Source organism: Bifidobacterium tibiigranuli, assembly GCF_022655035.1.
In the GTDB taxonomy this organism is placed as follows: Bacteria; Actinomycetota; Actinomycetes; order Actinomycetales; family Bifidobacteriaceae; genus Bifidobacterium; species Bifidobacterium tibiigranuli_A.
In genome coordinates this window covers 1-25,461 of the sequence record NZ_JALCUA010000018.1, presented here as the reverse complement: position 1 = coordinate 25,461, position 25,461 = coordinate 1, and the positions used below count along the sequence as shown (strand labels likewise).

Here is a 25,461-nt window from a genome sequence, read left to right as displayed (position 1 = left end):
CCTGGCAGTAGGCGTTGTTGTTGCCCTGCTGGGTGCGCGCCACCTCGTCGCCGCCGCTGATCATCGGAATGCCCTGGCTCACCAGCAGCGTGGAGAACAGATTGCGCATCTGCCGCTGGCGCAGCTCATTGACATCATTGATGTTGGTCGGCCCTTCGACCCCGCAGTTCCACGAGCGGTTGTTGCTCTCGCCATCGCGATTGTCCTCGCCATTGGCCTCGTTGTGCTTGGAGTTGTAGCTCACCAGATCGTTCATAGTGAAGCCGTCATGCGCGGTGATGAAGTTCACCGAGGCCACCGGGCGACGCCCGTTCACTTGGTAGAGGTCGGAGCTGCCCATCAGCCTGCTGGTGAATTCAGGCAGCGTGGAGGGCTGCGAGCGCCAGAAATCGCGCACGCAATCGCGGTACCGGCCATTCCATTCGGACCAGCTGGAAGGGAATCCGCCGATCTGGTAGCCGCCGGAGCCCAAGTCCCAGGGTTCGGCGATCAGTTTGACGCGGGAGATGACCGGATCCTGCTCCACGATGTCGAAGAAGGCGGAGAGCTTGTCGACCTCCTGGAACTGGCGGGCAAGCGTGGCGGCCAGATCGAAGCGGAAACCATCGACGTGCATTTCAGTGACCCAGTACCGCAGCGAATCCGTGATGAGCTGCAAGGCGTGCGGCGAGCGCATAAGCAGCGAATTGCCGGTGCCGGTCGTGTCGAAGTAATGCCGCTTGTCGTGATCGACCAGGCGGTAGTAGGACTCGTTGTCAATGCCCCTGAAGCTCAGCGTGGGGCCTTTGTCGTTGCCTTCCGCCGTGTGGTTGTAGACCACGTCGAGGATGACTTCCATGCCGGCACGATGGTAGGCCTTGACCATCGATTTGAACTCGTTGACCTGCTCGCCGCGCTGGCCGGAGCTGGAATAGGAATTCTGCGGCGCGAAGAAGCCGATGGTGTTGTAGCCCCAGTAGTTGCTCAGGCCCTTCTGCTGCAGGAATGGGTCGTTGATGAACTGGTGGATCGGCATGAGCTCGATGGCCGTGACGCCGAGCTTCTTGAGGTATTCGACGACGCTGGGATACGCCATCCCCGCATAGGTGCCGCGCAAGTCCGGGGGAACGTTGCGGTTGAGATTGGTCATGCCGCGCACATGCGCCTCGTAGATCACCGAATCGTGATACGGGATGTCCGGCAGCTGATCGCTGCCCCAATCGAAGTACGGGTTGACCACGGCCGCCTTCATCGTGTGGTCGGCCGAATCGAGCGTGTTCATCGTCGCCACGTCGTCGGACTGGTCGAAACGATACGAGTAGAGGCTTTCGTCGCCATCGATGTTGCCTTCAATCGCCTTCGCATACGGGTCAAGTAGCAGCTTGTGCGGGTTGCAGCGCAGCCCGTTGGCCGGGTCGTACGGACCGTAGACGCGATAGCCATAACGCTGCCCTGGCTGGATGCTGGGAATATAGTTATGCCAGATGTAGGAGTTCTGTTCTGTCATCTCGATGCGAGTCTCGTTGTTGTTCTCATCGAAGAGACACAACTCGACCTTCTCGGCCACCTCAGAGAATAATGCGAAGTTTACGCCGGCACCGTCAAAGCTTGCGCCCAGCGGATACATGGAACCTGGTCTGATTTGCATAGACACTAGTATGGCACAAGCCGGTGTTCTACGTTTGAGGCTGCCTGAGAATCGCCGGAATTCCGCCATTATGTGTGGTGATGAGCACAAGTCTGGCAGTGCTCTTCGCTCTGTGAAAAGGGTCGCGCGCGCCGCCTGAGTGTGCTATAAGCAGCACCGGCGGCCACATGCGCTCAGCTTTTGCGTGAGGATTCCTCGCGCAGACGGCGCAGCGTCTCGTGCTGGACTGCAATGACCGAGTTCGAGGAGACGATGGGCAGGTGCAGCAGTTCGCCCCAGCTCACCCAGGCTGATTCCACGTATTCGTCGGCGTCGAAATGACGGTCCACGCCATGCCAGCGGTCCAGATGCATCACCATGACGTGCGCGATCTCGTCGCTCATGCCTTCGGAGGAATAGAAGGTGCCGACACGATCGATCGTCATCATGCCCGCCTCAGGTTCCACGCCGGTCTCCTCGCGCAGCTCGCGCAACGCGGCCTGCTCCGGATCCTCGCCCGGGTCGATCAGTCCGGCAGGGATGCCGTAGGCGAAGCCGTTCGAGCCGGCGCGGTACTCGCGCTCGGCCAGATACCGGTCATTCGCGGTGTCATGCACCAGCAGCACGACGCTGGGAGCGTGGCACACCACCTGCCGGCGAATGGCTACCGGCTCGCCTTCATGCGCAGGCAGCAGCACGCCGCGATCCTCGACTGAAAACACGAACCCCTGATAGACCTTCTTCGAGCCGGTGATCTGCGCCGACTCATCCATATCGATGCGCGTGCCCTGAATCTCCACCTCATGCTGAGCAGTTCCCAAGGGCATATGCCGTCCCTTCGCCATCCTGCCGTGATCCATTGCGTCATGCCTCACATTCGTTGTGTCACTGGTCGTGTCACCAGTCGCGTCACTGATTGTGCCGCCGTTGCCAGTTGTATCACTGGTTGCGTCGCTATTGCTGGTCGTTTCACCAGTTGCGTCATCCGGTCCGCTGCCGCTGCGCTGAGCCGCAAGCCGCATGCTATCCTGCGCCCCACTGCTGAAAGCCGTCTGCGTGCCGGAATTCTCCTGGGAATCAAAGCCCGTTTGAGCGCCAGCATTCTCCTGAACGCCGGAACCCGCCTGATTGTCGTACTGTATCGACAGCGTCCATGGGTCGGTGTTGCGCTCGATGCGCCGCATCTCGACCGGCTCCTGCACGCCGCTGCGTTTGAGAGCCCGCGGCACATCCTCGATGGCATAACGCAGCCACAGCGATTCGATGGCACTATGGGCGGTGTTGATCAGCGCTGGCCGGCCCGAAGCGCTCCCCTTCCCCGCTGCAATCCCGCTGGCGCGCAAGGAGGCCTCATAGCGCATCTGCTGCAGCGCGTCAGTCGCGGGATGATGGCGCAGATCGCTGGTCACGTACACGTCGGCGGCGCATTCACGCACCTCATCGAACATGGAATCGCCGGATCCGGGCAGCACGGCGACGCCGCTGACCTGCGCTGTCAGTTCACCGCCCACCTGCACGCCGAGCTTCGTCACAGGCAATGCCGCAGCGACCCGTCGTGCGAAGGACTCCAAGCTCATCGGGCGCTCCAAGCGGCCGACGCGGCCCAGTCCTACCGGATGCTCGGCCCTGGAATCAGCTATCGGCGTCAGGGGGCGCTGCTCGATCAGGCCAAAGGCGTCGGCGGCGGCCTGCGCGACGCCGCGATACGCGCAGTCGGCATTGGTATGCCCGACCCAGAGCGCGCAATGGCCGGCATAGAGCTCGCCGACGATCGCGCCACGAAAATCAAGCCCGGAGACGGCGTGCACCGGGCGGAAGAACAGCGGATGGTGGCAGATCAGCAAATCAGCGGACATGGCCAGAGCCTCGCGCACGACTTCCGTCGTCGGGTCAACCGCGAAGGCGATGCGGCGCACTGGCGCGTGCAGATCGCCGACGATCAGCCCGGGCGCGTCCCATTCCTCGGCATACCGCAGCGGGTACAGCTCCTCCAGCACATCAACGACTTGCTTGAGCGTAGGCAATGGGACATCCTTTCTCGAGACTTGATGGTGGCGGCCGTACCCGGTCAGTGCAGCCAGCCAGCCGGTGCGTGCCGACCGGTGTCAGCCCGTATCAGCGTCAGCGGTATTAGTGCGCGGCGAGCTGCCAGTCCGCACCGATGCCGATGGAGACATCCAGCGGCACGGCGAGGTTCACGGCGTGCTCCATAGCGTCCCTGACGAGTTCGCTCACCTGTTCGGCCTCGCCCGGCGCGACTTCGATGACCAGTTCGTCATGAATCTGCAGGATGATGCGGCTGGCCACCCCGGCCTCGCGCAGGAGACCTTCGGCGCGTATCATCGCCAGCTTCATGATGTCGGCGGCGGAGCCTTGGATGGGCGCGTTCAGCGCACCGCGTTCAGCGGCATCCCGGGCCACCCGGTTGGTTGATTTGAGCGCCGGGAAGTAGCGCCGGCGGCCGAAGATGGTTTCGGTGTATCCCTTGCGCTTCGCGGTCTGGACCAGCGATTCGAGATAGTCATGGACCTTGCCGAAGGTCGCGAAGTATTTCTCCTTGAGCACATCGGCGGCCGCAGGGCTGATCTTGAGCTGATGCGCCAGGCCATAGGTGCTCAGCCCGTAGGCCAGGCCGTAGCTCATGGCCTTTACATGGCTGCGCTGGTCCGAGAAGATATCAGCCACGGGCAGGTCATAGACCAAGCTCGCCACGTACTTGTGGAAATCCGTGCCGGAGCGGAAGGCTTCGATCAGCGCCTCGTCGCCGGACAGGTCGGCCATGATGCGCAGCTCGACCTGCGAGTAGTCGCAGCTGAGCAGTGATTCGTAGCCCTCCCCCGGTACGAAGGCGGAGCGGATTTCGCGCCCGGCCGCATTGCGGTTGGGGATGTTCTGCAGATTCGGGTCCACGGAACTCAGCCGCCCTGTAGCGGCCACGGTCTGCTCGAAGGTCGTATGCACCCGCATGTCGCGCTTATTCGTGGCGTCGATAAGCGTCTGCACGATCTGCTTGAGCTTGTTGGTCTCGCGGTGGCGCAGCAGCGCGCCAAGGAAGGCATTGGCCTGCTCGTTATTGACCGATTTGACGTACAGATCCTGCAAGGATGAGGCGTTGGTGGTGTAGGAGCCGGATTTGGTGCGGCGCGTGGGCTTGAGCCCCATGTCGTCGAAAAGCACCTTCTGCAGCTGCTTGGGGCTTTGCAGGTTGACCTCGGTGCCCGCGGCATGCCATGCGATCTCCTGGGCTTGGCTGGCCTCGGCGGAGAACTGGTCGCGCATATCGACCAGTCGTTGCACGTTCACATAGGCACCGGTGCGCTCCATGCCGTGCAGCACATCGGAAACAGGCATTTCGATGGAGCGCAGCAGCCCGAACTGCCGACGCTCATCCAGCTGCGGCGCCAGCGTATCGGCGAGCAGCCGCACGATGGCCGACTGCTCCACGGCACCGTCGAATTCGCCGCGTTCGCTCTGCTCGTCGTCCAGATCGAGCTGCCCTTGGGTCACGGCGTCGGAGGCCTCCACGCGAATATCGAGGAAATGCCCAGCGGCCTGCTCAAGCGTATCCGCATGGAAATCCGGATGGACGAGGTATCCGGCCAGTTTCGTATCGAAGTACGGGGCGTCCAGCTTCAGGCCGGCCGCGCCCAGAATATGCTTGTGCTCCTTGTACCCGTGCACAACAAGCGAGCCGTGGCGCTCATTGAGCAGCGTCTGGAAGGCGTCATGAAGCTCGCCGTCCATGCCGCCGGGCAGCACTGCCGCATGGTCGCCGGCCAGCAATACCACCATGTCAAGCGACGCATGGCCCGGCTTCGGCGACCCCAGAGCGTGCAGCACCCAGGTCGCAGCCATGCCCGGTCCGCATTGCGCGGTTCCGTCAACGATATGCTGAAAATCTTCAGGGGATGCAGCCGGTGCAGCGTTTGCCGCACTATCCAAGGCGTCAGTCGACGGCTGCGATTGCTGGCCTTGTGCCGCTTGCCACGCCGCCGTCTCGGCATGCTGCTGGTCATCGTCGGCAGCTGCCGGAAGGTGCTGCTGCGCCCAGAGCCGCAGCGCCTCGGCATGCTCGATGCGCTCCGTCTGCGGCTGCACGAGGGCCTGCGGCGCATCCTCTTCGATTACAGAACCGGCTTCGGCATCAATCGCGCCAACTGTGCCGAAGGTCTTCAATACGCGCTGTTTGGTACGCGCACCGAATTCGAGCTGGGTGAACAGCCTGTCAAGCCGAGGAGCATCAACTTGGCCGAAGGTGCAATCCTCGATCTTCACGCCGAGATCGAGGTCGCGCACCAGTGCGTTGACCTTGCGGTTGAGCCTGACCTGATCCAGATTGGCGCGCAGCGACTCGCCTTTCTTGCCAGTGATATCCCCGGCATGTTCGATGATGCCTTCAAGAGAGCCGAACTGCTTGATCCATTTGGCGGCGTAGCCGTCGCCCACGCCGGGCACGCCGGGAATGTTGTCCGCAGTCTCCCCGCGCAGCGCCGCCAAATCCGGGTACTGCTGCGGCGTGACACGGTATTTCTCCTCGATCGCGTCGGGAGTCATATGCTTGAGGTCTTTGAAGTGATGCCCCGGATACAGCACGGTGATCGCGTCATCGACCAGTTGGAAGGCATCCCTGTCGCCGGAGAGCACCAGCGTGCGGTAGCCGCGATCCTCCCCCATCGTCGCCAGCGTACCGATCACATCGTCGCCCTCGTATCCAGGCATCTCGATATAGGTAACGCCCAGCGCGGTAAGCATATCCTGGATAAGCGGAAGTTGGCTGAGCAGCTCCTCGGGCGCCGCATCGCGCGTGCCCTTGTACTGCGGCAGCATCGTGTTGCGGAAAGTGCCGCCCGCGACATCAAAGGCGACGGCCAAGTGATTGGGCTTCTCCGCCTCGATCACCTGAGCGAGCATGGTGGCGAAGCCCCACACTGCATTGGTGGCCTGGCCTGCGGACGTCGAGAAATTCTCGACTGGCAGTGCGAAATACGCGCGGAACGCAAGCGAATGCCCGTCGACAACCAGCAGTGTTTCCTCAGAGCCTTGTTCTTCGCTCATATCCTGCCTATCGCTTGCCTGCCAGACTCTTGCCTATTATCACGTTATAACGCTATCACGCGAGGATTGACACCCTGTATCCGTTCACGCTGCACCGCTCACTGCACCATGCACTCAGTGCCTTTTACTCACTGCATCCTGCTTCAGTGCCTTTTACTCAGTGCATTCACTCGGTAGTTTCAGGCTTCTCGTCGCCGTATTTGGCGATGATGGCCATGGCCAGACGCTTCTTCGGAATGCGCTGATCCATCGAGGTCTTCTGAATCCAGCGGAAAGCGCCCTGCTCGGAGAAGTCGGCCTTGTCCATCAACAGGCCCTTGGCCCGGTCGACGAATTTGCGCTCTTCGAGGGTGTCCTCAGCCTTCTTGAGCTTCTCTTCGGTCTTCTTGAGCACGTCCTGCGCTTCTTGAAGCTTCCCTTCGCTGCGTTCCACGCTGTCGAGCAGATCGTTGATCTCCGCGAAGCGCCCCATCGCGACCTCAAGAGCCGGCAGCAGCTTGGATTCCTCATAGGGCTTGGTGACATAGGCCATCGCGCCCGCGCCGGTCGCCTGCTTGACGAGATCAGGCTGCGAATACGCCGTCAGCATCACCACCGGGGCGATGTTCTCATCGCAGATGGTGCCCGCAGCGACGATGCCATCCACGCGCGGCATCTTGACATCCATGCACACGACATCGGGACGGAACTTGCGGGTGAGCTCGATGGCTTCCTCGCCATTCGCAGCCTCGCCCAGCACCTCGTAGCCATTATCTTCAAGCATCGCGACCAGATCCATGCGGTTCACGGACTCGTCTTCGGCCACCACGACAGTAGGCTTGTGCGGCTTATGCTCGGCTGCGGCGGGCTGTTCGCTCACCGTCTCCGCTTCACCTTGCGCCACAGCCTTGAGCTCCTCATCGGTGAGCACGGGTTCGGTGACATCAGGCACTTCTGTTTCCTTCTTCGTTGTAGTCATCTGAAGCCTCTTTCCACAATCACGTTGTCACCCGGAATCCGTCCATGATTCACTGCATCGAATACGGCTCGACCGGCCTGGCGTGCCCTTGGTGGGACTCGAACCCACACTGCACAGATTTTGAGGCTGTTTCCTCTACCAATTGGGATACAAGGGCGTTGCATCGTTGAGCGCGACGCTTGTCGCGTCTCACTGCCACATGGCAATTTACCATACTCATGAGACCGCGCAAGTCGTGTGTCGCAAACTTGCATATGCGGCATGTGCGCAGCAGCTATTTGCCGGTTGTTCGCTGCGGCCGTCAGCCATGCTCTAGGCCGTCAGCGAACCAGCTGCGCAATCAGCGGCACGGGTTCCGGCTGCGAGGACGACTGATGCCGCGCAGCCTGATATCCCTTGTTGGAAGAATATCGGCTGCGCGGCATCAGCACCATGCAGAAAACCCGCAGGCCGCGATGGAATCAGTCGCAGGCGCCGACGGTGTGCACGTAGATGGAATCTGTGCTGCCCGACTGGTGCACGCCCTGGGCGGAGCTGAGCACGACAATCTTGTCGCCGTTCGCGACCTTGCCGGCATCGCGCAGAGTCTTGTCGGTGAAGACCATGAGATCGTTGCGGCTCATGTCGTGGTAGTCGCCCGGCAGCAGGAACGCCTCAGTGCCCCAGCTCAGCGCGAGCCAGTGATAGGTGTGCTCGCTGTTGGTCAGGCCATAGATCGGTGCGACAGGGCGCTCGCGCGAGACGCGCTGCACGGTGTGGCCGGTCTGGGTGTAGGCCACGATGGCCTTGGCGTTGAGCTTGTCGGCCAGATCGACGGCGGCTGAGGAGACGGCGCCCGTGCTCGACATGTCGATGATCTTGAGCTTGGGGATACGGTCGTATCCGTGCTCGGTGGCATAGCTCGAGATGCGGCTCATGGTATCCACCGTCTCGGTGGGATAGTTGCCCACAGCCGTCTCGTTCGACGTCATCGTGGCATCGGAGCCGTCAAGAATCGCGTTGGCGCAGTCGGAAGCCTCGGCGCGCGAAGGCACCGGGGAGTTGACCATCGAGCCGAGGACCTCGGTCGCGACGATAACCGGCTTGGCGTACTGACGGGCCAGCTCGATGCAGCGCTTGGTGACCAGCGGTACCTCTTCGAAGGGCATTTCCACGGCCATGTCGCCACGGGCAACCATGATGCCGTCGAAGGCCTTGACGATCTCCTCAAGGTTTTCCACAGCCTGCGGCTTCTCGATCTTGGCGACGATCGGGATACGGCGTCCTTCCTCGTCCATGATCTCGTGGGCACGGTCGATGTCGGTCGCGAAGCGCACGAAGGACATGGCGATGATGTCGGCGCCGGTCTGGATGGCCCAGCGCAGGTCGGACTCATCCTTCTCGGTAAGCGCCGGCAGGCTCACGGCCACGCCGGGCAGATTGATGCCCTTATGGCTGGATACCGGGCCGGCCACGATGACCTTGGTGTAGACATTGCTGCCCTCGACCTTGGTGACCTCAAGGCGTACCTTGCCGTCGTCGATCAGAATCGGATCGCCCGCGTGGCAATCGCCGGGAAGGCCCTTGAATGTGGTGGAGGTGATGTGCTCATCGCCCTCGATGTCATCGGTCGTGATGATGAATTCCTGGCCGGTCTCAAGCTGGACCTTGTCCTCGCCCTCGGCGTTCTTCTTGAACCATCCGCAGCGAATCTTCGGGCCTTGCAGGTCGACGAGCGCAGCGACGTTGCGGCCGGTCGTCTTGGAGGCCTCGCGCACGTTGTTGTATACCTTGAGATGGTCCTCGGGAGTGCCGTGCGAGCGGTTGAGACGCGCGACATCCATGCCCGCTTCAACGAGCTTCGTGAGGTTCTCCAACGATTCGGTGGCGGGTCCGATGGTATCTACAATCTTGGCTTTACGCATGAATTCCTACCTGTTCTTCCATATTTGTCAACGGTGATGTTGGTCAAATGCAATCAATCAGTCATGTGGGTCGTCGTATAACCCAACTCACTTACAGCAAGTCTACTAGTAAGCTCCCGACGAAGTCCATGAGATGGCCTTGGCGTGTTGTGAACGTTCACATTATCACTGATTCGGTGGCATTGCATGCCTTGCGCTACTGCTGCCCCTTCTGCTGCTCACTCGGTTCCTGCCGCATCTTGAGCACGCTGACCAGCGCGGAACCGCCAATCGCCACGACGATAACCGCCAGCGAAAGCCAGGTAGGCACTTCGGGCACTTGCTCGACAGGGTGCCCGCCGTTGATGAAGGGCAGGGAGTTGCCGCTCAGCGCCTCCATGACGAGCTTGATGCCGATGAAGCCAAGCACCACGGAGAGCCCCACCGGCAGGTACACGAGCTTGTCAAGCAGGGCCCCCAGCAGGAAGTAGAGCTGCTGCAGACCGAGCAGCGCGAAGACGTTGGCGGTGAACACGATGAAGGGGTCCTTGGTCAGGCCGAAGATAGCCGGTATGGAGTCGAAGGCGAACATCACGTCGGTGGTGCCGATGGTGAGGAACACGATGAGCATCGGGGTCCAGAGCCGCACGCCGTTCTTTTCAGTCCGCAGCTTCTCGCCGTCGTACTCGTCGGTGATGCTCACGACCTTGCGCAGGGCCCGGATGACGGCGTTCTCGTGGTATTCCTCATCGTCGTCTCCGCCCATTGCCAGCTTGACTGCGGTAACAATCAGGAAAGCGCCGAAGAGAAAGAACACCCAGGTGAAGCGGGAGATGATCACGGCCCCGATCAGGATGAACACGCCGCGCAGCACGAGCGCCACAGTGATGCCCACGCTCAGCACGTATTTCTGCAGCTCGCGCGGCACGGCGAAATTCGCCATGATGATGACGAAGACGAACAGGTTATCGATGCTCAGGGAGTATTCGGTGAGCCAGCCGGAGTAGAACTCGACGGCGGGCTTCGCTCCGACGATGAGCCAGAGCAGCGCGCCGAAAATCAGCGCCATGACGATGAAGAACGCGATATGCTGCAGGCTCTCCTTGGTCGTGGGCACATGCGGCTTACGGCCGATGACGAACAGATCGACGGCGAAGAACACCGCGAGCACGACAAAGGTGGCAATCATGAAAGCAAGGGGGGTTTCAGACATGAAAGCAAGCATACGGACGGCCGGTGACGGGGCCGCAGCATTGTCCTTCGCGCCTTGAGCAGACGCTCACCTCGCATGGTAGGAGTCCAGTGGACTTCTGCCAGGCGACTCGATTACTTCTGCGCCTCGGTTATCTGCCGCAACTCCTTCTTCAGGTCATGGATCTCGTCACGCAGGCGGGCCGCGAGCTCGAATTGCAGCTGCTCGGCAGCGGTGTGCATCTGCTCGCTCATCTGACGAATCAAATCCGCGAGATCCTGCGCGGGCAGTCCGGCCTTGAGAATCTCCTCATGGCGTTTGTCGGCCTCGTCCTGGTTGAAGTTCGGCAGTCCCAAGTGCGTGTTGCCCGCCTTGCCGGCATTGCGGTAGCCGCCTTCAAGCAGGGTCTGGGTGTCAATATCCTCTTTGGCGAGCATATCGTTGACATCGCTGATTTTTTTGATGAGCGGCTGCGGATCGACGCCGTGCTCGGTGTTGTAGGCGATCTGCTTGTCGCGGCGACGATTCGTCTCGTCGATGGCCTTGTGCATCGCGTCGGTGATTTCGTCGGCATACATAAGCACGGTGCCCGACACGTTGCGGGCTGCACGGCCTATCGTCTGAATGAGCGAGCGATAGGAACGCAGGAAGCCCTCCTTGTCGGCGTCGAGGATTGCCACCAACGACACTTCGGGCAGATCCAGGCCCTCGCGCAGCAGGTTGATGCCCACGATGACGTCGATTTTGCCCTCGCGCAGCTCACGCAGCAGCTCCACACGACGCAGCGTATCGACGTCGGAATGCAGGTACTCGACCTTGATGCCACGTTCCAGCAGATAATCCGTCAGATCCTCGGCCATCTTCTTGGTCAGCGTCGTCACCAGGGTGCGCTCATGCTTGGCGACGCGATCCTTGATCTCGGCAAGCAGATCGTCGATCTGCCCTTCGACCGGACGCACTTCAATCTGTGGGTCAAGCAGGCCGGTCGGGCGGATGATCTGCTCCACCACGCCGTCCGAAAGCCCCATTTCGTAGTCGCCCGGCGTGGCGGACAGATAAATCGTCTGTCCCACGCGCTGCAGGAATTCCGGCCATTTGAGCGGCCGGTTGTCCATCGCCGAAGGCAAGCGGAAGCCGTGCTCGACCAGCGTGCGCTTGCGGCTGGCGTCGCCCTCGTACATCGCGCCGATCTGGGGCACGGTGACATGCGATTCGTCGATGACCAGCAGGAAGTCGTCCGGGAAGAAGTCAAGCAGCGTGTGCGGCGCAGTGCCGGGGTCGCGACCGTCGAAATGCCGCGAGTAGTTCTCGATGCCGGAGCACACGCCCACCTGCGTGAGCATCTCCAAATCATACGTAGTGCGCATTGTCAGGCGTTGGGCTTCCAGCTCCTTGCCCTGCTTGCGCAGCTCCGCAACGCGGACGTCGAGCTCGGCTTTGATGTCTTTCAGCGCCCGCTCCATGCGCTCCGGGCCAGCCACGTAGTGCGAGGCCGGGAAGATATGGACGGATTGCTCGTGGTCGATCACGTCGCCGGTGAGCGGATGCAACGTCGAGATGCGGTCGATCTCGTCGCCGAAGAACTCGATGCGCACGGCGAGTTCCTCGTAGACCGGGATGATCTCGACGGTGTCGCCGCGCACGCGGAAGGTGCCGCGCGTGAAGGCGATGTCGTTGCGCTTGTACTGCATGTCGACGAATTTGCGCAGCAGCGTGTCCCGGTCTATTTGCTGGCCCTCTTCCAGGAAGAGCATGCGGCCGGCGTACTCCTCGGGCGTGCCCAGACCGTAGATGCAGGAAACCGTGGCCACAACGACGCAGTCGCGCCGGGTGAGCAGGTTGGCAGTGGCCGCATGGCGCAGCCGCTCCACATCGTCGTTGATGTTCGAATCCTTCTCGATGTAGGTGTCCGTCTGCGGAATGTAGGCTTCGGGCTGGTAGTAGTCATAGTATGAGACGAAATAGCTCACGGCATTGTCGGGCATGAGCTCGCGGAATTCGGCGCATAGCTGCGCGGCGAGGGTTTTGTTCGGCTCCAGAATCAACGTGGGGCGCTGCAGCTTCTCGATAAGCCATGCGGTGGTCGCCGTCTTGCCGGTTCCCGTCGCGCCCATGAGCACCACGTCGTTCTCGCCGTTCTCGATGCGCGCTGCCAGCTCGTCGATGGCCTGCGGCTGGTCGCCCGAAGGATGGTAGGGCGATTTGACGACGAAGGGCTTGTTCGCACGCTCGATATTGAATCCCATATCCATCCGATCCTTGGCCGTCTGTATTTCCTACTGCACGCGATTTCCTACCGCATGCGACTCCCTGCCGCACACCGAACGGCGTCATCAACGATACGACGAGTCGCGAAGTTCGCTTCGCCATTGTGCAACCAGCGTATCAACACGTTCGAACATTCGTTCGATAGGCTGCGTGGCGTCGATGACCTCATCAGCCAGCGCCCTGCGCTCTGCCTCGCTGGACTGGTGCCGGATGCGCGCCAGCGCCTGCTCGCGGCTCATGCCCCGCGTGCTCATCATTCGCGCAACACGCGTTTCCGCTGGTGCCTCGACCGAGACGATATGCGCGAAGGCGAACGGCATGGAGCCAATCACTTCGGTAAGCAGTGGCACGTCGTGCACGACGATAGCGAGCGATTCCGGGCTCGTACCATTGTCTGCTACCGAGTCGTTGCCTACTGCCGAGCGCTCGATGCGCCTTGCAGCCTCGTAGATCAGCGGGTGTTCGATGGCGTCAAGTCGTTCGCGCGCACCGGGTGCCGCATGCTCGCCGAATACATGCTCAGCCATCCACGCCCGATTCAATTGCCCATCGGCTGTGACGGCCCCGTTCCCGAACTCCTGCACAATCTGGCGCAGTCCTTCGCTATCAGGTGCGACGACCTGCCGCGCCAAGGCGTCATAGTCGATGACGGTTAATCCCAGATTGTTGAGATGCTGCGCCACAGTGCTCTTGCCGGCCGCAATGCCGCCGGTCAGTCCGATTCTCATCATGCCTTCATCGTATCGCGAGGAAGCTCGAAGGCAATGTAAGGCAGCCCTACCCCGGTACCGTTCGGATTCCTGCGTTTCGTGCGCCGAGACGCAGGAATCTTCCCTGCCACCGATCAAACAGCAAGCCAACAGCGCAGGAAGGGGGCGGATACAAGTGCAGCCCGGCCCCTTTCGGGTACCGGGCTGCAACGAACTCGTGAAGCTAGCGAGTCACAAGACCGCCTAGCCTCTCAAGCTCATTTCTTTTCGCTCAGCAGCTGCTCGCGAAGCGCGGCAAGCTGATCGGAACCGGCGAGGGTTCCTTCGTTCGAAGCGTCAGAGGAGTAGTTCGAAGCTTCCGACGAACCAGTGGCGGCAGCGGCAGAGCGTTCGTGATGCTCGTTCTGGCCCTGGCCATCCTCGGCAGCCGAAGCGGCCGCGTTCTCGTTCTCCTTGGCGACGAACTCCTTGTGCTGCTCCCACAGGTCGTGGGCGGCCGCGTACTGCGACTCCCACTCCTCGCGCTGCTGCTCGAAGCCGGCGATCCACTCGTTGGTCGTCGGGTCGAAGCCTTCGGGGTACTTGTAGTTGCCTTCGTCGTCGTACTCGGCGGGCATGCCGTAGAGCGCGGGATCGAAGTCCTCGGAGGTCGCGTCGACGGAGTCGTTGGCCTGCTTGAGGGACAGGGAGATGCGGCGACGATCGAGATCGACGTCGATCACCTTGACGAATACCTCTTCGTTCGGCTTGACGACCGTCTCGGGGTTGTCCACGTGACGGTTGGCCAGCTCGGAGATGTGCACCAGGCCCTCGATGCCGTCTTCGACGGACACGAACACGCCGAACTGCACGATCTTGGTGACCTTGCCCTTGACGATCTGGCCGGGAACGTGGGTGCGTGCGAAGCGCTGCCACGGATCCTCCTGGGTCGCCTTGAGCGACAGGGAAATACGCTCGCGGTCGAGATCGACGTCAAGCACCTCGACGGTGACCTTGTCACCGACCTTGACGACTTCCGACGGGTGGTCGATGTGCTTCCAGGACAGCTCGGAGACGTGGATCAGGCCGTCGACGCCGCCAAGATCGACGAACGCGCCGAAGTTGACGATGGAGGACACGACGCCCTCGCGAATCTGGCCCTTCTTGAGCTGGGAGAGGAAGGTCTCGCGCACCTCGGACTGAGTCTCCTCGAGGTACTGGCGCCGGGAGAGCACCACATTGTTGCGGTTCTTGTCGAGCTCAAGGATCTTGGCCTTGATCTTCTGGCCGATGAACGGCGTCAGATCGCGCACGCGGCGCATTTCGACCAGCGATGCAGGCAGGAAGCCACGCAGACCGATATCGACGATCAGGCCGCCTTTGACAGCTTCAATGACGGTGCCTTCAACAACGCCGTCGGCGTCCTTGATGGACTCGATGTCGCCCCAGGCGCGCTCGTACTGCGCACGCTTCTTGGACAGGATAAGACGGCCTTCCTTGTCCTCTTTGGTGACGACGAGAGCCTCGATCGAATCGCCGACCTCGACGACCTCTTCGGGCTTGACATCTTTCTTGATGGAAAGTTCGCGGGAGGGAATGACGCCCTCGGTCTTGTAGCCGATGTCGAGCAGGACCTCGTCATGATCGACCTTGACGACGGTTCCCTCGACCAGATCGCCATCATCGAAGTTCTTGATGGTGGAATCGACTGCCTTGATGAAGTCCTCTTCGGTGCCGATGTCGTTGATCGCGACCTTGGTGACTTCCGTATTGTTCTCTGCCATTAATTAAGTGGTTTCTGTTTACTAGGTTATGTGGATATTACCGATTTTCAGTTATCGCGTGCCTTTGCAGGCACATACGGATAACAGAATACAAGGAGCCATATCCAAAGAATCATGAGTATTCCGGGCGTGTCGAGCGTTATGTCACGCGCCCTGTCGCACGGCATGTCACGCACTGTGACATCAGACCCGGCGCTCGGCCATCTCCACGACATTGGTCAGCAGCATCGCACGCGTCATCGGGCCGACTCCCCCCGGATTCGGCGTGTAGGCCCCAGCTGCTTCGTAGCAGGCCTTGTCGATGTCGCCTTTGATGCGGTACCGGCCTGATTCCTCATCGAACACCCGCGCAATGCCCACGTCAACGAGCACGGCGCCGGGCTTGACGTCGTCAGGCTGCACAAAGCCCGGATGACCAGTCGCGGAGACGATCACATCAGCACGCCGCAAGTAGCTGCGCACATCCTGGGTGCCGGTGTGGCACAGCGTGACGGTCGCATCGACGCCCCGGCGCGTGAGCAGCAGCGGTATCGTGCGCCCGATGGTGATGCCGCGCCCGAGCACGCACACATTCTTGCCGCCCAGCTCGATGTCGTAGCGGGCAAGCAGTTCCAGGATGCCGCGCGGCGTGCACGGCAGCGGCGTGGCGATATCCCCGGCGACATGCAGCACCAGCTCGCCGAGGTTGTATGGGTGCATGCCGTCGGCGTCCTTGGCCGGATCGATCGCATCGATGATCGCGCCCTGATCGACGCCTTGCGGCAGCGGCAGCTGCACGATGAAGCCTGTGCAGTCCGGATCCTCGTTGAGCGAGCGCACGGCTTCGAGTATCGCCTCCTGCCCGGCGTCGGCGGGCAGCTCACGGCGGATGGAGCGGATGCCCACTTCGGCGCAGTCCGTATGCTTGCCGGATACGTATTTGGCCGAGGCCGGGTCTTCACCGACCAGCAGCGTGCCCAGACCTGGCTGCACGCCACGCTGGGCAAGCGCACGTACGCGCCGCGCCAGATCAGCTTTGATCTCGCCGGCTACCTGCTTTCCGTCAAGCTTTACGGGCATCGTCATTCGCTCTCCTTGCTTTCGTTGATTCCTTCTCGCGCATACGGCACCGCGCATACGGCATCTTTTAGATTATCGTTAGGGGTATCGATTCCTTTTCGTCGCCGATGCATCGGACGCAGGTGCGATATCCACGCTACACCGACTGTGGCGGCAACGACATGTGCAAGGAGGGCTTGCATGACGTTACGAATGAAGGCACTGCGACATGCTGCCATGCTCGCGCTCGCGGCGATTGCGGCGCTGTCGCTGGCAGCCTGCGACGCGGCTTCCCCGGATGCCACGCATTCGACTGCGACGCCCGCGCCCACAGGCCCCATCGCCGTCGTCGCCTCGCTGAACCAGTGGGCCTCGCTCGCCAGGCAGATCGGCGGCGCGGATGTCAAGGTCGTATCCATTCTGCCGCCCGACACGCCCGCTGCGCAAGGCTTCGCGCCGAGCGCGGCGAATATCGATGCGCTGCGGCACGCCGATATCATCGTTGCAAACGGGGCCGGATACGACGATTGGGCGGCGAAGAACCTGTCCAAGGGCGGCGCGATTGTCTCTGCTGCAGAGACCGTGGGCGCGATGGACGGCGACAACCCTTACCTGTGGTTCTCCAAGGATGCGCGCGCCGGCATGGCTTCGGAGCTGGCCGAGGCTTTCAGCAAGGCCCGCCCCACGAAGAAGAAGGCTTTCGCCGCCCGCCTCAAGACCTGGCGCGGCGCGGAAGGCAAGCTCGACGATGAGTTCGCCGCATTCGCCAAGGCGCATAAAAATTCAACGTATGCCTCGCTTGACGCCTCGGCCTTCTATCTCATGGCCGATCTGGGGCTCAAGGATCGCACACCACAAAGCTATGCGCAATCGGCTCTGGCAGCAGCCGGCACGCAGCCGCAGACAGATGCTGCGCCTTCCGTCGATTCGTCTAGCGGAGTCAAGGATTTTCGCAAGCTGCTGGAAGGCAAGCAGGTCGACGTGCTTATCGGCAACGGACGCAAGCCCGATGAAACCGCTGCCGCACTGCTCGCCTCGGCCAAAACCGGCAAGGTTCCCATTGTCGATGTCCCTGAGCAGATGCCCGCTGGTGCTTCGTCGCTTGTCGACTGGGTAAGCTCGCTGGCATCGCCCGTCATCGCGGCAGTGCGCGCGGGTGATGCATCCGGCAATACGCCAGACGGCACAGGTAATCCAGATAACACAGGTAGCTCACATAGCACAGGCGCCTCACCGTCGTCGACAGCGTCGACAGCACAGTCGCCAGGCTCCGGCCAAGACTCCCCCACTGCGTCCAGTTCGCCGCAAGGTTCGCAGAGTTCTACGCCGTCGGGAAAGTAAAAAGCAAGAAGCAAGTACGAGCAGGCATGCGCCGCGTCAGTGGCCCAGCGCGGCCCTGCGCTATTTGCGCTACTTCTTCTTCGTCTTCTTGCTTTCGCCCTCCAAGCGGGCCAGCGTCTGGAAGGCCGGCTCCTTGGGCGCTTCGGTGTGATGCTTCTTGTCGCCCGGCTCCGGATCGGCATAGCCCAGGTTCACGTCGAGCAGCCGCTGCGCCTCTTCCTCTTCGAGTTTCTCGGAGAGCGCAATCTCAGAAGTGAGAATATTGCGCGCACGTGTCAGCATGCGCTTCTCGCCAGCCGAAAGCCCGTGCTCATCCACATCACGCTGGGCGAGATCGCGCACCACTTCGGCGATCTTGTTCACGTCACCAGTGGCGATCTTCTCGACATTCAGCTTGTAGCGCCGCGACCAGTTCATCTCCTTCTCGATGATGGGCGTGCGCAGAATCTCAAACACCTTCGCGACCTCATCGGCGTCGACAATGTCACGTACGCCAACCTTCTTCGCGTTCTCGACCGGGACGTTGATAACCAGCCCGTCGGACGACAGCACGGACAGCTGCAGGTATTCGCGAGTCACGCCCTTGACCGTGCGCTCGCTGATGGCTTCGACCTTCGCCGCGCCGTGACGCGGATAGACGACCATATCGCCGACCTTATACCCCATGAAACCTCCGTGAAAACAGCAATAAACCTGAACAATGATGCCATGTGGGCGGGACTTGAAATTCTCTGTGCAATTTCAAGCGATTTCATGCGACACGTCCGCGTTTTCGTGAAAACCGTGTCTATGCTTTTAGCATGGCTACAGAACCAATAATCAATGATGATCCCGCAGCTCTCGCCGTCGACCCGGGCAAACTCGATAGCGTGAGCAATGCGCAGTACTACAACCCGCACGAGGTGCTCGGCGCCCATATCGACCAGAAGGCCGGCACGGTCACGTTCCGGCTGCTGCGCCCGCTGGCGAAATCCGTCACCATCCTCACGCAAAACGGCGAATACGAGGCCAGTCACGAGCATAATGGCGTGTTCGTCGCGCTCGCACCCGCCAACGAAGTCAACGGTCACTTGGCCGTGCCGGACTATCGCGTGCGCACCGTGTGGGCCGACGGCCGGTCGCTGGTCGAAGACGACCCGTACCGCTACCTGCCGATGATCGGCGAGATGGACACCTACCTGTTCGGCGAAGGGCGCCATGAGCGGCTCTGGGAAGCGCTGGGCGCGCATGTGTTCCACTTCGACGATCCGATGGGAGCCGCCGACGGCACCGCAGGAGAGCCGCTCGTCGGCACCGCGTTCACCGTCTGGGCTCCCAATGCCCGCGCCGTGCGCGTCGTAGGCGACTTCAACGCCTGGGACGGCCGCCGCCACGCCATGCGCGAACTCGGCTCCTCCGGCGTCTGGGAGATCTTCATCCCCGGCATCCAGGCCGGCGACGTGTACAAATACGAGATTCTCACCAACCACGGCGGCTGGATCATGAAGGCCGACCCGATGGAGCGCTCGCACGAGATTCCGCCGAGCACCGCTTCGGTCGTCGTCGACTCCTCGCACGACTGGAACGACGGGCAGTGGATGGAGCACCGCCGCACGACCAATCCGCACGACGGCCCGGTGAGCATCTACGAAGTGCATGCGATGAGCTGGAACCGCGAGCTGAAGACCTACCGCGAACTGGCCGACAAGCTGGTCGACTACGTCAGCCAGGAGGGCTTCACGCATGTGGAGTTCATGCCGCTGGCCGAGCATCCCTTCGCCGGCTCGTGGGGCTACCAGGTCACGGGATACTACTCGGTCGATTCACGCATGGGCAACCCCGATGACTTCAAATACCTCGTCGACCGGCTGCATGAGGCCGGTATCGGCGTCATCATGGACTGGGTTCCGGCGCACTTCCCCAAGGATGGTTTCGCCCTTGGCCGCTTCGACGGCGCGCCGCTGTACGAGGATCCGGACCCGCTGCGCGGCGAGCACCCCGACTGGGGCACCTACGTCTTCGACTTCGGCCGCCGCGAAGTGCGCAACTTCCTGGTTGCCAACGCCTGCTTCTGGCTGGACGAGTACCACATCGACGCGCTGCGCGTGGATGCCGTCTCCTCGATGCTCTACCTCGACTACAGCCGCAAGGACGGCCAGTGGCGGCCGAACATCTACGGCGGGCGCGAGAACCTCGAAGCCATCGACTTCCTCAAGGAAGCCAATGCGACGGCGTACAAGAACAATCCCGGCATCATGATGATCGCCGAGGAGTCCACCGCCTACCCGGGCATCACCGCGCCGACCGACGCCGGCGGGCTCGGCTTCGGGCTGAAATGGAATATGGGCTGGATGCACGACACGCTGCAGTATCTGCACGAGGAGCCGATCAACCGCCGCTGGCATCACGGCGAAATCACCTTCTCGATGGTCTATGCCTATTCGGAGCACTATGTGCTGCCGATCAGCCATGACGAGGTCGTGTACGGCAAGGGCTCGGTCTTCGGCAAGATGCCGGGCGACGACTGGCAGCGCTACGCGGGCGTGCGCGCCCTGTTCGCCTACCAGTGGGCGCATCCGGGCAAGAACCTGACCTTTATGGGCAACGAAATCGCGCAGATCGGCGAATGGGACCACGAAGGCTCGCTCGATTGGGGTTCACTCGACTGGGACGGGCACCGCGGCGTGCAGCGGCTGGTCGCCGACCTGAACGCGCTGTACAAGCGCTCCCCCGCGCTGTGGAGCCAGGATTTCACCCCCGATGGATTCCAGTGGCTCACCAGCGACGACGCCGACCACAACGTGCTCAGCTTCGTGCGCGTCGGCTCGCAGGGCGAGCAGATGGTGGTCGTCGTGAACTTCTCCGGCGAGGCGTGGCAGAACTACCAGGTCGCGCTGCCGAAGGGCGGCCGCTGGCATGAGGCGCTGAACACGGACGCCGAGCAGTATGGCGGATCGGGCATCGCCAACGCCGACTTCGAGGCAGAGCCGGAAGCGTATCATTCACGCGACTGGTCGACCAGGCTCACCATTCCGGCACTGGGCGCGGTATTCTTGGAACCGGAACTGTAGAAAGGCGGAACCTGCATGCTCAACACTTCGGCACATCAGACGAGTCCTCGCACGATTTTGGTCGTCGAGGACGAGCCGGATCTGGCTACGGCCATCGCACAGCGCATCACTGCGAAAGGGTGGACCGCGCGCGTGGCCTCTGACGGCGCAAGCGCGGTACGCGCAGCCAGCCAGCTGAAACCTGATCTGGTCATCATGGATATCATGCTGCCAGTGATGGATGGTGTCGAAGCGACCAAGCGCATCGTGGCCGAACGCCCGGTGCCCGTGCTCATGCTCACCGCCCGTGATGCGGAGTCCGACAAGGTGATGGGCCTTGGCGCAGGTGCCGACGACTATATGACCAAGCCCTTCTCCCCGCGCGAGCTGATCGCCCGGTGCGAGGCGCTGCTGCGCCGTGTGGAGCGTGCCACCATCATCGCCAAGAATCTGGAAAATGAAAAGGTGCTCGACTTCGGGTCGCTGGTCATCGACCCGAGGCAGCGCATCGTCACTATGGACGGCGAGCAGGTGCACCTGACGCCCACCGAGTTCGACTTGTTGGCCACGCTGGCGCGCAAGCCGAAGTCAGTGTTCAAGCGCGAGAAGTTGCTCGAAGAGGTGTGGGACTGGCCGGACGCTTCGGGCACACGCACCGTCGATTCGCACGTCAAGGCGCTGCGCCATAAGCTAGGCTCCGACATGATTCGCACGGCGCATGGCGTCGGCTACGCCTTCGAACCCCCGCAGGATGGCGAAGCCAGCAGCGAACGATAAGCCGAGCGCCTCATTCATGCCACGCAAACCGCACGATTCCAAGTCTTTTGACTCCAAGTCCAAATCATTCGACCCTGTAGCGCTGCGCCGGCGCGCAAACTCACTCAGAACGACGACCAGGCCCATCGGCCTGTTCTCCTCGCTCAAGCTCGAACTGAGCGTGCTGATCGTCATCGCCACAGCCATCGCCTTCATCATGGCATGGTTCCTGCTCAAGGTGGGTTTGAGCGGCTGGATCGCCATGCCGATCACTCTGGCCGTGGCGTTGGGCATCACGTATTTCTTCTCGCGCGGCATGATCGTCCCCTTGCGCCAGATGCGCGACGCGGCGGAAGGCATGGCCGACGGCGACTACTCCGTACGCATCAGCATCGGCACGGACAGCAACGATGAAATCGGCCAATTGGCGCGCTCCTTCAATGAGATGGCCGAGGAACTGCAGCATGCCGACCAGATGCGCTCCGATATGATTGCCAACGTCAGCCACGAGCTGCGCACGCCGGTTTCCGCATTGCAGGCGATGCTTGAGAATCTTGCGGACGGCGTAACCGAGGCGACGCCGGCAAATCTTGAGGCCATCCTCAACCAGACGCATCGGCTCTCCGATCTCATCGCCTTCCTGCTCGACCTCTCGCGCATGGAGGCGGGTGCGGCAAGCCTGCAGATCGAGCAGTTCGACTTCGCTGAATTCATCGATGAAACCGTGGAGCCGCTGGAAATCGCGGACGCGGGGCACGCGCACGACATCGAAGTGCGCATCGCGCCCGACATCATGATTGAAGGCGACCAGGACCGGCTGCAGCAGTTGTTCACCAACATCATCTCGAATGCCCTCAAGCACTCCGCCGATGACACCACCGTGCTGATCGAGGCCCACGAAAACGACGAATTGGGCACTGTGGTAACCAACGTGGTGAATTTCGGCTCGCAGATACCCTACGAGGCCCGCTCCGACATCTTCCGCAGATTCGTCAAGGGGAAAACAGGCCCCGGCACCGAATCGGGCGGCACTGGCCTAGGACTTTCCATCGCGCGCTGGGCCGCACAGCTGCATGGCGGCACCGTCAAGGTCGTGGACGACACGCGCGGTGCCAACTTCGAAATCACCCTGCCGAAATACCACACCGTGGAATAGCGGCTTGGCGTGCTGTCCAAGCTGTCCTTCATAATATTCGAACATACGTTCGATTATGAAGGAGTGATCATGAGCACCGTAGCTCCCACCCGCTCGTCAGCACCCGTGCGTGCCAAGCGGGTCGCCCATACCCGGTCTGTACCAGCTCGGTCTGTACCAGCTCGGCCTACGCGCACTGAATCCACTCACCCTCGTTGGCCCGCTGCTACCGAGCGACCTTACTACTGCACGGCGGTACTAGTGCGGTCGCATAGGCGTCACTGCTACCCCACGCGCCTGCCGATGGCCTTGGAATCAGTTCATGCCGGTTTCCCCTCGGCCGCTCAGCCCGATTTCGCTGGCGGCTTCAGCTTCGATGAGCAGGTGACTGCACATCCCAATACGACCTATATCGTCACCGTGGCGGGCGATTCGATGCAGGGCGCGGGCATCTGGGATGGCGATCTGCTCGTGGTCGACCGCTCGCTTGAAGCCCGTCACGGCGATGTGGTCGTCGCGATGCTCGATGGCGAACTCACCGTGAAACGACTGTGGCTGCACGGTGGCAGTCCTGTGCTGCACGCTGAGAATCCGGCCTATCCGGATTTTCAGCCGGAGCCTCTTGAAGATTTAACAGTCTGGGGTGTGGTCACGGGCAGCTTTCACCCACAGGAAGGCCGTCGCCTCGTCTGACCGCAGGCTGCCGACCAGGGTTGCGCTGCGATTCTCCTGCTTGCGCCAGTGCAAGCGCGGTGAGGACGATGGCACCGCCGCTCCCCAGCACGCCGACGCATTGACGCATCGTGGAGCCAGTGGTGACGATATCATCGACCAGCATCACCAGCGAGCCTTCGACATCAGCGCCGCGCCGCATGACGATATGCCCGCCGACCCTGCCCGCACGCTGCGACGAGCCGCGCATCTCCACCGATTTGCGTGCCACGCCGCGCATCGTCAGCACCGGCGCGACACGCGCATTGACGCCGCTTTCGCGCAGCAGCCGTGCCAGCCTTCGCGCGAGCGGAAGCATATGCCATCGCCCGCGACGCCGCACGGAACGCGACGAAGAAGGCGTGGGCACAATAAGAATTTCCCGGCCGCGAACAGATTCCCTTATACCGACACGCAGCGCCAATGCTGCGAGCGCCTGCGCAAACATCGGCGTGCATTCCTCGTCACCGTGGTCCTTCCACGCCAGAACTGCCTGACGCGCCGCACCCCGGTATGCTGCGCAAGCGTAGCCGAAATCCATCTCCACTCCCCCAAGCGCATAGCAGCGCGGCCGAGCGAAACTGGCCTCACACGAAGGGCACAGCACCATATCGGGCATGTCGCAGCCGGCGCAGCCGCGTGGCAGCACGGCATTGAGCACCGCGCCAAGCATGCCGCGCGCTAGACGCTGCCGCACTGCAACCACCGTCCACGCGAATCCGCCGCCGCTGCCCTCATCCATGCCGCAAGTCCCTACGACAGCCGCGCGATCAGCTCGTCGCACACCTTGAGCGTGTCGTGCGGGCCGGTGACGCGAACGGCGATTGTTCCGGCCATAGCTGCCGGATAGTCATTGCCATCCGGGTCCATGCGGTCGCCGATGTACACAATGGAATCGACCGGCACATCGAGCATCGTGGAAAGACGGTCGATGGCGTAGGCCTTGTCGACGCCGCGCCGCGACACATCGACGCTGGTGGCCCCTCCCGAATGCACGGCGAGCTCAGGGAATTCAGCACCCACCGCAGCGGCCAGCGCGTTCTTCTTCGCATTGTCAGGGTCCCAGGCTTCCTTTTCCTCGATGGGCGCCTCCTGCCCAAGCGCGGAGAAAGTGATCTGGCTGCCACGATCCTCGATGCGATCTCCCCATGTATGTTCGGCCCACAAACCCAATTCGCGGGCATGCCGCTCGAAGGCGGCGATCACGGCCTGACGCTCGTCCGCGCTGAGGTCATAGGCATATTCGCGATGCCATTCGCTGCCGTTCCAGCGGTAGTACCGCGTGCCGCTGGTGGGCATCAGATGCATGTTGCCCCTGCATGCGCCGGCATCGAGCATGGAAAGCACCTGGATATCGACAAGCTCGAAACGCCCTCCTGTGATGATGGCCACGGGTATGAGGCAGGTCAGCGCGCTGATGCGCTGGGCCATCTCCTCGCTCATCGGCCGCTTGGAGCGCGCCAGCGTGTTGTCAAGGTCGAAGGCGACGACTTTGGCCCTGGCCCCCACCCCATTCATATCGAGTTCGGTCCATGCCGGTACGCGGTTGACAGCCATGTCTTCCTCCCCATTGTCCGTTTACCTGGTTCATAATCCTATCGCAATGCCCCCGCCTCGTCCTATCGTGGATGTCATGTCGCGCGTACCTTGGCAAACCCATGTCTACCGAAACCGTCACGGTCGGGGCGTTCGCACCCCTATGTTCGGCGTTCGCCTGCCCCAGTACCGCACCAAAAGCGGACTTTTCGACGATATCGTGGCCTCGCAGATCAGACGGCTGTCCTCGGCATGGCCGCAGCTGATCAAGCCCGTGCAATTCGCCGTCGAGGATGTGCCGCCCGTACAGGACGATGTGTGGCAGGATACGTCGAGCACGACATCGCGCAGCTTCCCCGCCCAGCATGGCGTGCCCGCCAGAATCGTGCTGTACCGCATGGCGTTGCAGATGCAGGTGACGACCCGCATGGAGCTGCAATGGGCGATTCGCGACGAGCTGGTGTCGCGCATCGCCGAACT

The 25,461-nt window shown here is 61.9% G+C and carries 19 protein-coding genes, 1 tRNA gene and 1 pseudogene; 6 read left to right on the top strand and 15 right to left on the bottom strand.

Annotated elements, in window-relative coordinates; all coding sequences use genetic code 11:
- The 12 genes and pseudogenes from glgX to LKK40_RS10420 form a co-directional block, all read right to left on the bottom strand.
- Positions 1-1,627, bottom strand: a 1,627-nt coding sequence (gene glgX, locus LKK40_RS10475; RefSeq protein ID WP_304310513.1) for a glycogen debranching protein GlgX, incomplete at its 3' end; no start/stop codon positions are given.
- A 173-nt stretch (positions 1,628-1,800) separates the two neighbouring features.
- Positions 1,801-2,433 (bottom strand): NUDIX hydrolase, encoded by a 633-nt coding sequence (locus LKK40_RS10470; RefSeq protein ID WP_434735123.1) that lies wholly within the window; start codon positions 2,431-2,433, stop codon positions 1,801-1,803.
- Between the two features lie 312 nt (positions 2,434-2,745).
- A pseudogene (locus LKK40_RS10465) lies at positions 2,746-3,630 on the bottom strand (Nif3-like dinuclear metal center hexameric protein); the annotation flags it as partial.
- A 106-nt stretch (positions 3,631-3,736) separates the two neighbouring features.
- Positions 3,737-6,661 carry a DNA polymerase I gene (gene polA, locus LKK40_RS10460; RefSeq protein WP_304310512.1) on the bottom strand — a complete coding sequence of 975 codons (2,925 nt, stop codon included), beginning with the start codon at positions 6,659-6,661 and terminating at the stop codon, positions 3,737-3,739.
- A gap of 166 nt (positions 6,662-6,827) precedes the next feature.
- Positions 6,828-7,619 (bottom strand): ANTAR domain-containing response regulator, encoded by a 792-nt coding sequence (locus LKK40_RS10455; RefSeq protein ID WP_304310511.1) that lies wholly within the window; start codon positions 7,617-7,619, stop codon positions 6,828-6,830.
- A gap of 83 nt (positions 7,620-7,702) precedes the next feature.
- Positions 7,703-7,776: transfer RNA gene (locus tag LKK40_RS10450), tRNA-Leu, on the bottom strand.
- A 304-nt stretch (positions 7,777-8,080) separates the two neighbouring features.
- Positions 8,081-9,523, bottom strand: a complete 1,443-nt coding sequence (gene pyk / locus LKK40_RS10445; protein WP_304310510.1) for a pyruvate kinase — start codon at positions 9,521-9,523, stop codon at positions 8,081-8,083.
- Between the two features lie 196 nt (positions 9,524-9,719).
- Positions 9,720-10,715 (bottom strand): TerC family protein, encoded by a 996-nt coding sequence (locus LKK40_RS10440; protein WP_304310509.1) that lies wholly within the window; start codon positions 10,713-10,715, stop codon positions 9,720-9,722.
- A 113-nt stretch (positions 10,716-10,828) separates the two neighbouring features.
- Positions 10,829-12,940 (bottom strand): excinuclease ABC subunit UvrB, encoded by a 2,112-nt coding sequence (gene uvrB, locus LKK40_RS10435; RefSeq protein ID WP_152579863.1) that lies wholly within the window; start codon positions 12,938-12,940, stop codon positions 10,829-10,831.
- Between the two features lie 87 nt (positions 12,941-13,027).
- On the bottom strand, positions 13,028-13,693 hold the full coding sequence (gene coaE / locus LKK40_RS10430; protein WP_304310508.1) for a dephospho-CoA kinase: 666 nt from the start codon (positions 13,691-13,693) through the stop codon (positions 13,028-13,030).
- 236 nt (positions 13,694-13,929) lie between these two features.
- Positions 13,930-15,435, bottom strand: a complete 1,506-nt coding sequence (gene rpsA, locus LKK40_RS10425; RefSeq protein WP_152579864.1) for a 30S ribosomal protein S1 — start codon at positions 15,433-15,435, stop codon at positions 13,930-13,932.
- 183 nt (positions 15,436-15,618) lie between these two features.
- Positions 15,619-16,494 (bottom strand): bifunctional methylenetetrahydrofolate dehydrogenase/methenyltetrahydrofolate cyclohydrolase, encoded by an 876-nt coding sequence (locus LKK40_RS10420; protein ID WP_304310515.1) that lies wholly within the window; start codon positions 16,492-16,494, stop codon positions 15,619-15,621.
- 180 nt (positions 16,495-16,674) lie between these two features.
- On the opposite strand from LKK40_RS10420, the gene LKK40_RS10415 reads away from it, so the two are divergent.
- Positions 16,675-17,814 carry a metal ABC transporter solute-binding protein, Zn/Mn family gene (locus tag LKK40_RS10415; RefSeq protein WP_304310507.1) on the top strand — a complete coding sequence of 380 codons (1,140 nt, stop codon included), beginning with the start codon at positions 16,675-16,677 and terminating at the stop codon, positions 17,812-17,814.
- A 69-nt stretch (positions 17,815-17,883) separates the two neighbouring features.
- Here the strand turns inward: LKK40_RS10415 and LKK40_RS10410 are convergent, their stop codons facing one another.
- Entirely contained in the window at positions 17,884-18,480 is a 597-nt protein-coding gene (locus LKK40_RS10410) for a CarD family transcriptional regulator (protein WP_304310506.1), read from the bottom strand.
- Positions 18,481-18,614: 134 nt separating this feature from the next.
- Here LKK40_RS10410 and glgB point away from each other — a divergent pair, with 134 nt between their 5' ends.
- The 4 genes from glgB (at position 18,615) to LKK40_RS10390 (ending at position 23,427) form a co-directional block, all read left to right on the top strand.
- Entirely contained in the window at positions 18,615-20,864 is a 2,250-nt protein-coding gene (glgB, locus tag LKK40_RS10405) for a 1,4-alpha-glucan branching protein GlgB (RefSeq protein WP_304310505.1), read from the top strand.
- A gap of 15 nt (positions 20,865-20,879) precedes the next feature.
- On the top strand, positions 20,880-21,620 hold the full coding sequence (locus LKK40_RS10400; protein WP_024462887.1) for a response regulator transcription factor: 741 nt from the start codon (positions 20,880-20,882) through the stop codon (positions 21,618-21,620).
- Positions 21,595-22,755 carry a sensor histidine kinase gene (locus tag LKK40_RS10395; RefSeq protein ID WP_434735115.1) on the top strand — a complete coding sequence of 387 codons (1,161 nt, stop codon included), beginning with the start codon at positions 21,595-21,597 and terminating at the stop codon, positions 22,753-22,755. Before LKK40_RS10400 ends, LKK40_RS10395 begins: the two co-directional genes overlap by 26 nt.
- 282 nt (positions 22,756-23,037) lie before the next feature.
- Positions 23,038-23,427: a LexA family protein gene (locus tag LKK40_RS10390; RefSeq protein WP_304310504.1), complete on the top strand. Its 390-nt coding sequence runs from the start codon at positions 23,038-23,040 to the stop codon at positions 23,425-23,427.
- On the opposite strand, the gene LKK40_RS10385 is transcribed toward LKK40_RS10390, so the two are convergent.
- Positions 23,384-24,187, bottom strand: coding sequence for a ComF family protein (locus tag LKK40_RS10385; RefSeq protein ID WP_304310503.1), 804 nt, complete (start codon positions 24,185-24,187; stop codon positions 23,384-23,386). The genes LKK40_RS10390 and LKK40_RS10385 overlap by 44 nt on opposite strands.
- Positions 24,188-24,198: 11 nt before the next feature.
- Positions 24,199-25,002 carry an HAD-IIB family hydrolase gene (locus LKK40_RS10380; RefSeq protein ID WP_304310502.1) on the bottom strand — a complete coding sequence of 268 codons (804 nt, stop codon included), beginning with the start codon at positions 25,000-25,002 and terminating at the stop codon, positions 24,199-24,201.
- Positions 25,003-25,078: 76 nt separating this feature from the next.
- On the opposite strand from LKK40_RS10380, the gene LKK40_RS10375 reads away from it, so the two are divergent.
- Positions 25,079-25,461: metallopeptidase family protein (locus LKK40_RS10375; protein ID WP_368491457.1), on the top strand; the 383-nt coding region annotated here is incomplete at its 3' end.

Bases quoted from the DNA above. Each gene is read 5' to 3' on its own strand.
- LKK40_RS10470 (WP_434735123.1), bottom strand. From the start codon at position 2,433: ATGCCCTTGGGAACTGCTCAGCATGAGGTGGAGATTCAGGGCACGCGC.
- polA (WP_304310512.1), bottom strand. From the start codon at position 6,661: ATGAGCGAAGAACAAGGCTCTGAGGAAACACTGCTGGTTGTCGACGGG.
- LKK40_RS10455 (WP_304310511.1), bottom strand. From the start codon at position 7,619: ATGACTACAACGAAGAAGGAAACAGAAGTGCCTGATGTCACCGAACCC.
- pyk (WP_304310510.1), bottom strand. From the start codon at position 9,523: ATGCGTAAAGCCAAGATTGTAGATACCATCGGACCCGCCACCGAATCG.
- LKK40_RS10440 (WP_304310509.1), bottom strand. From the start codon at position 10,715: ATGTCTGAAACCCCCCTTGCTTTCATGATTGCCACCTTTGTCGTGCTC.
- uvrB (WP_152579863.1), bottom strand. From the start codon at position 12,940: ATGGGATTCAATATCGAGCGTGCGAACAAGCCCTTCGTCGTCAAATCG.
- coaE (WP_304310508.1), bottom strand. From the start codon at position 13,693: ATGATGAGAATCGGACTGACCGGCGGCATTGCGGCCGGCAAGAGCACT.
- rpsA (WP_152579864.1), bottom strand. From the start codon at position 15,435: ATGGCAGAGAACAATACGGAAGTCACCAAGGTCGCGATCAACGACATC.
- LKK40_RS10420 (WP_304310515.1), bottom strand. From the start codon at position 16,494: ATGCCCGTAAAGCTTGACGGAAAGCAGGTAGCCGGCGAGATCAAAGCT.
- LKK40_RS10415 (WP_304310507.1), top strand. From the start codon at position 16,675: ATGACGTTACGAATGAAGGCACTGCGACATGCTGCCATGCTCGCGCTC.
- LKK40_RS10410 (WP_304310506.1), bottom strand. From the start codon at position 18,480: ATGGGGTATAAGGTCGGCGATATGGTCGTCTATCCGCGTCACGGCGCG.
- glgB (WP_304310505.1), top strand. From the start codon at position 18,615: ATGGCTACAGAACCAATAATCAATGATGATCCCGCAGCTCTCGCCGTC.
- LKK40_RS10400 (WP_024462887.1), top strand. From the start codon at position 20,880: ATGCTCAACACTTCGGCACATCAGACGAGTCCTCGCACGATTTTGGTC.
- LKK40_RS10395 (WP_434735115.1), top strand. From the start codon at position 21,595: ATGGCGAAGCCAGCAGCGAACGATAAGCCGAGCGCCTCATTCATGCCA.
- LKK40_RS10390 (WP_304310504.1), top strand. From the start codon at position 23,038: ATGGCCTTGGAATCAGTTCATGCCGGTTTCCCCTCGGCCGCTCAGCCC.
- LKK40_RS10385 (WP_304310503.1), bottom strand. From the start codon at position 24,187: ATGGATGAGGGCAGCGGCGGCGGATTCGCGTGGACGGTGGTTGCAGTG.
- LKK40_RS10380 (WP_304310502.1), bottom strand. From the start codon at position 25,002: ATGGCTGTCAACCGCGTACCGGCATGGACCGAACTCGATATGAATGGG.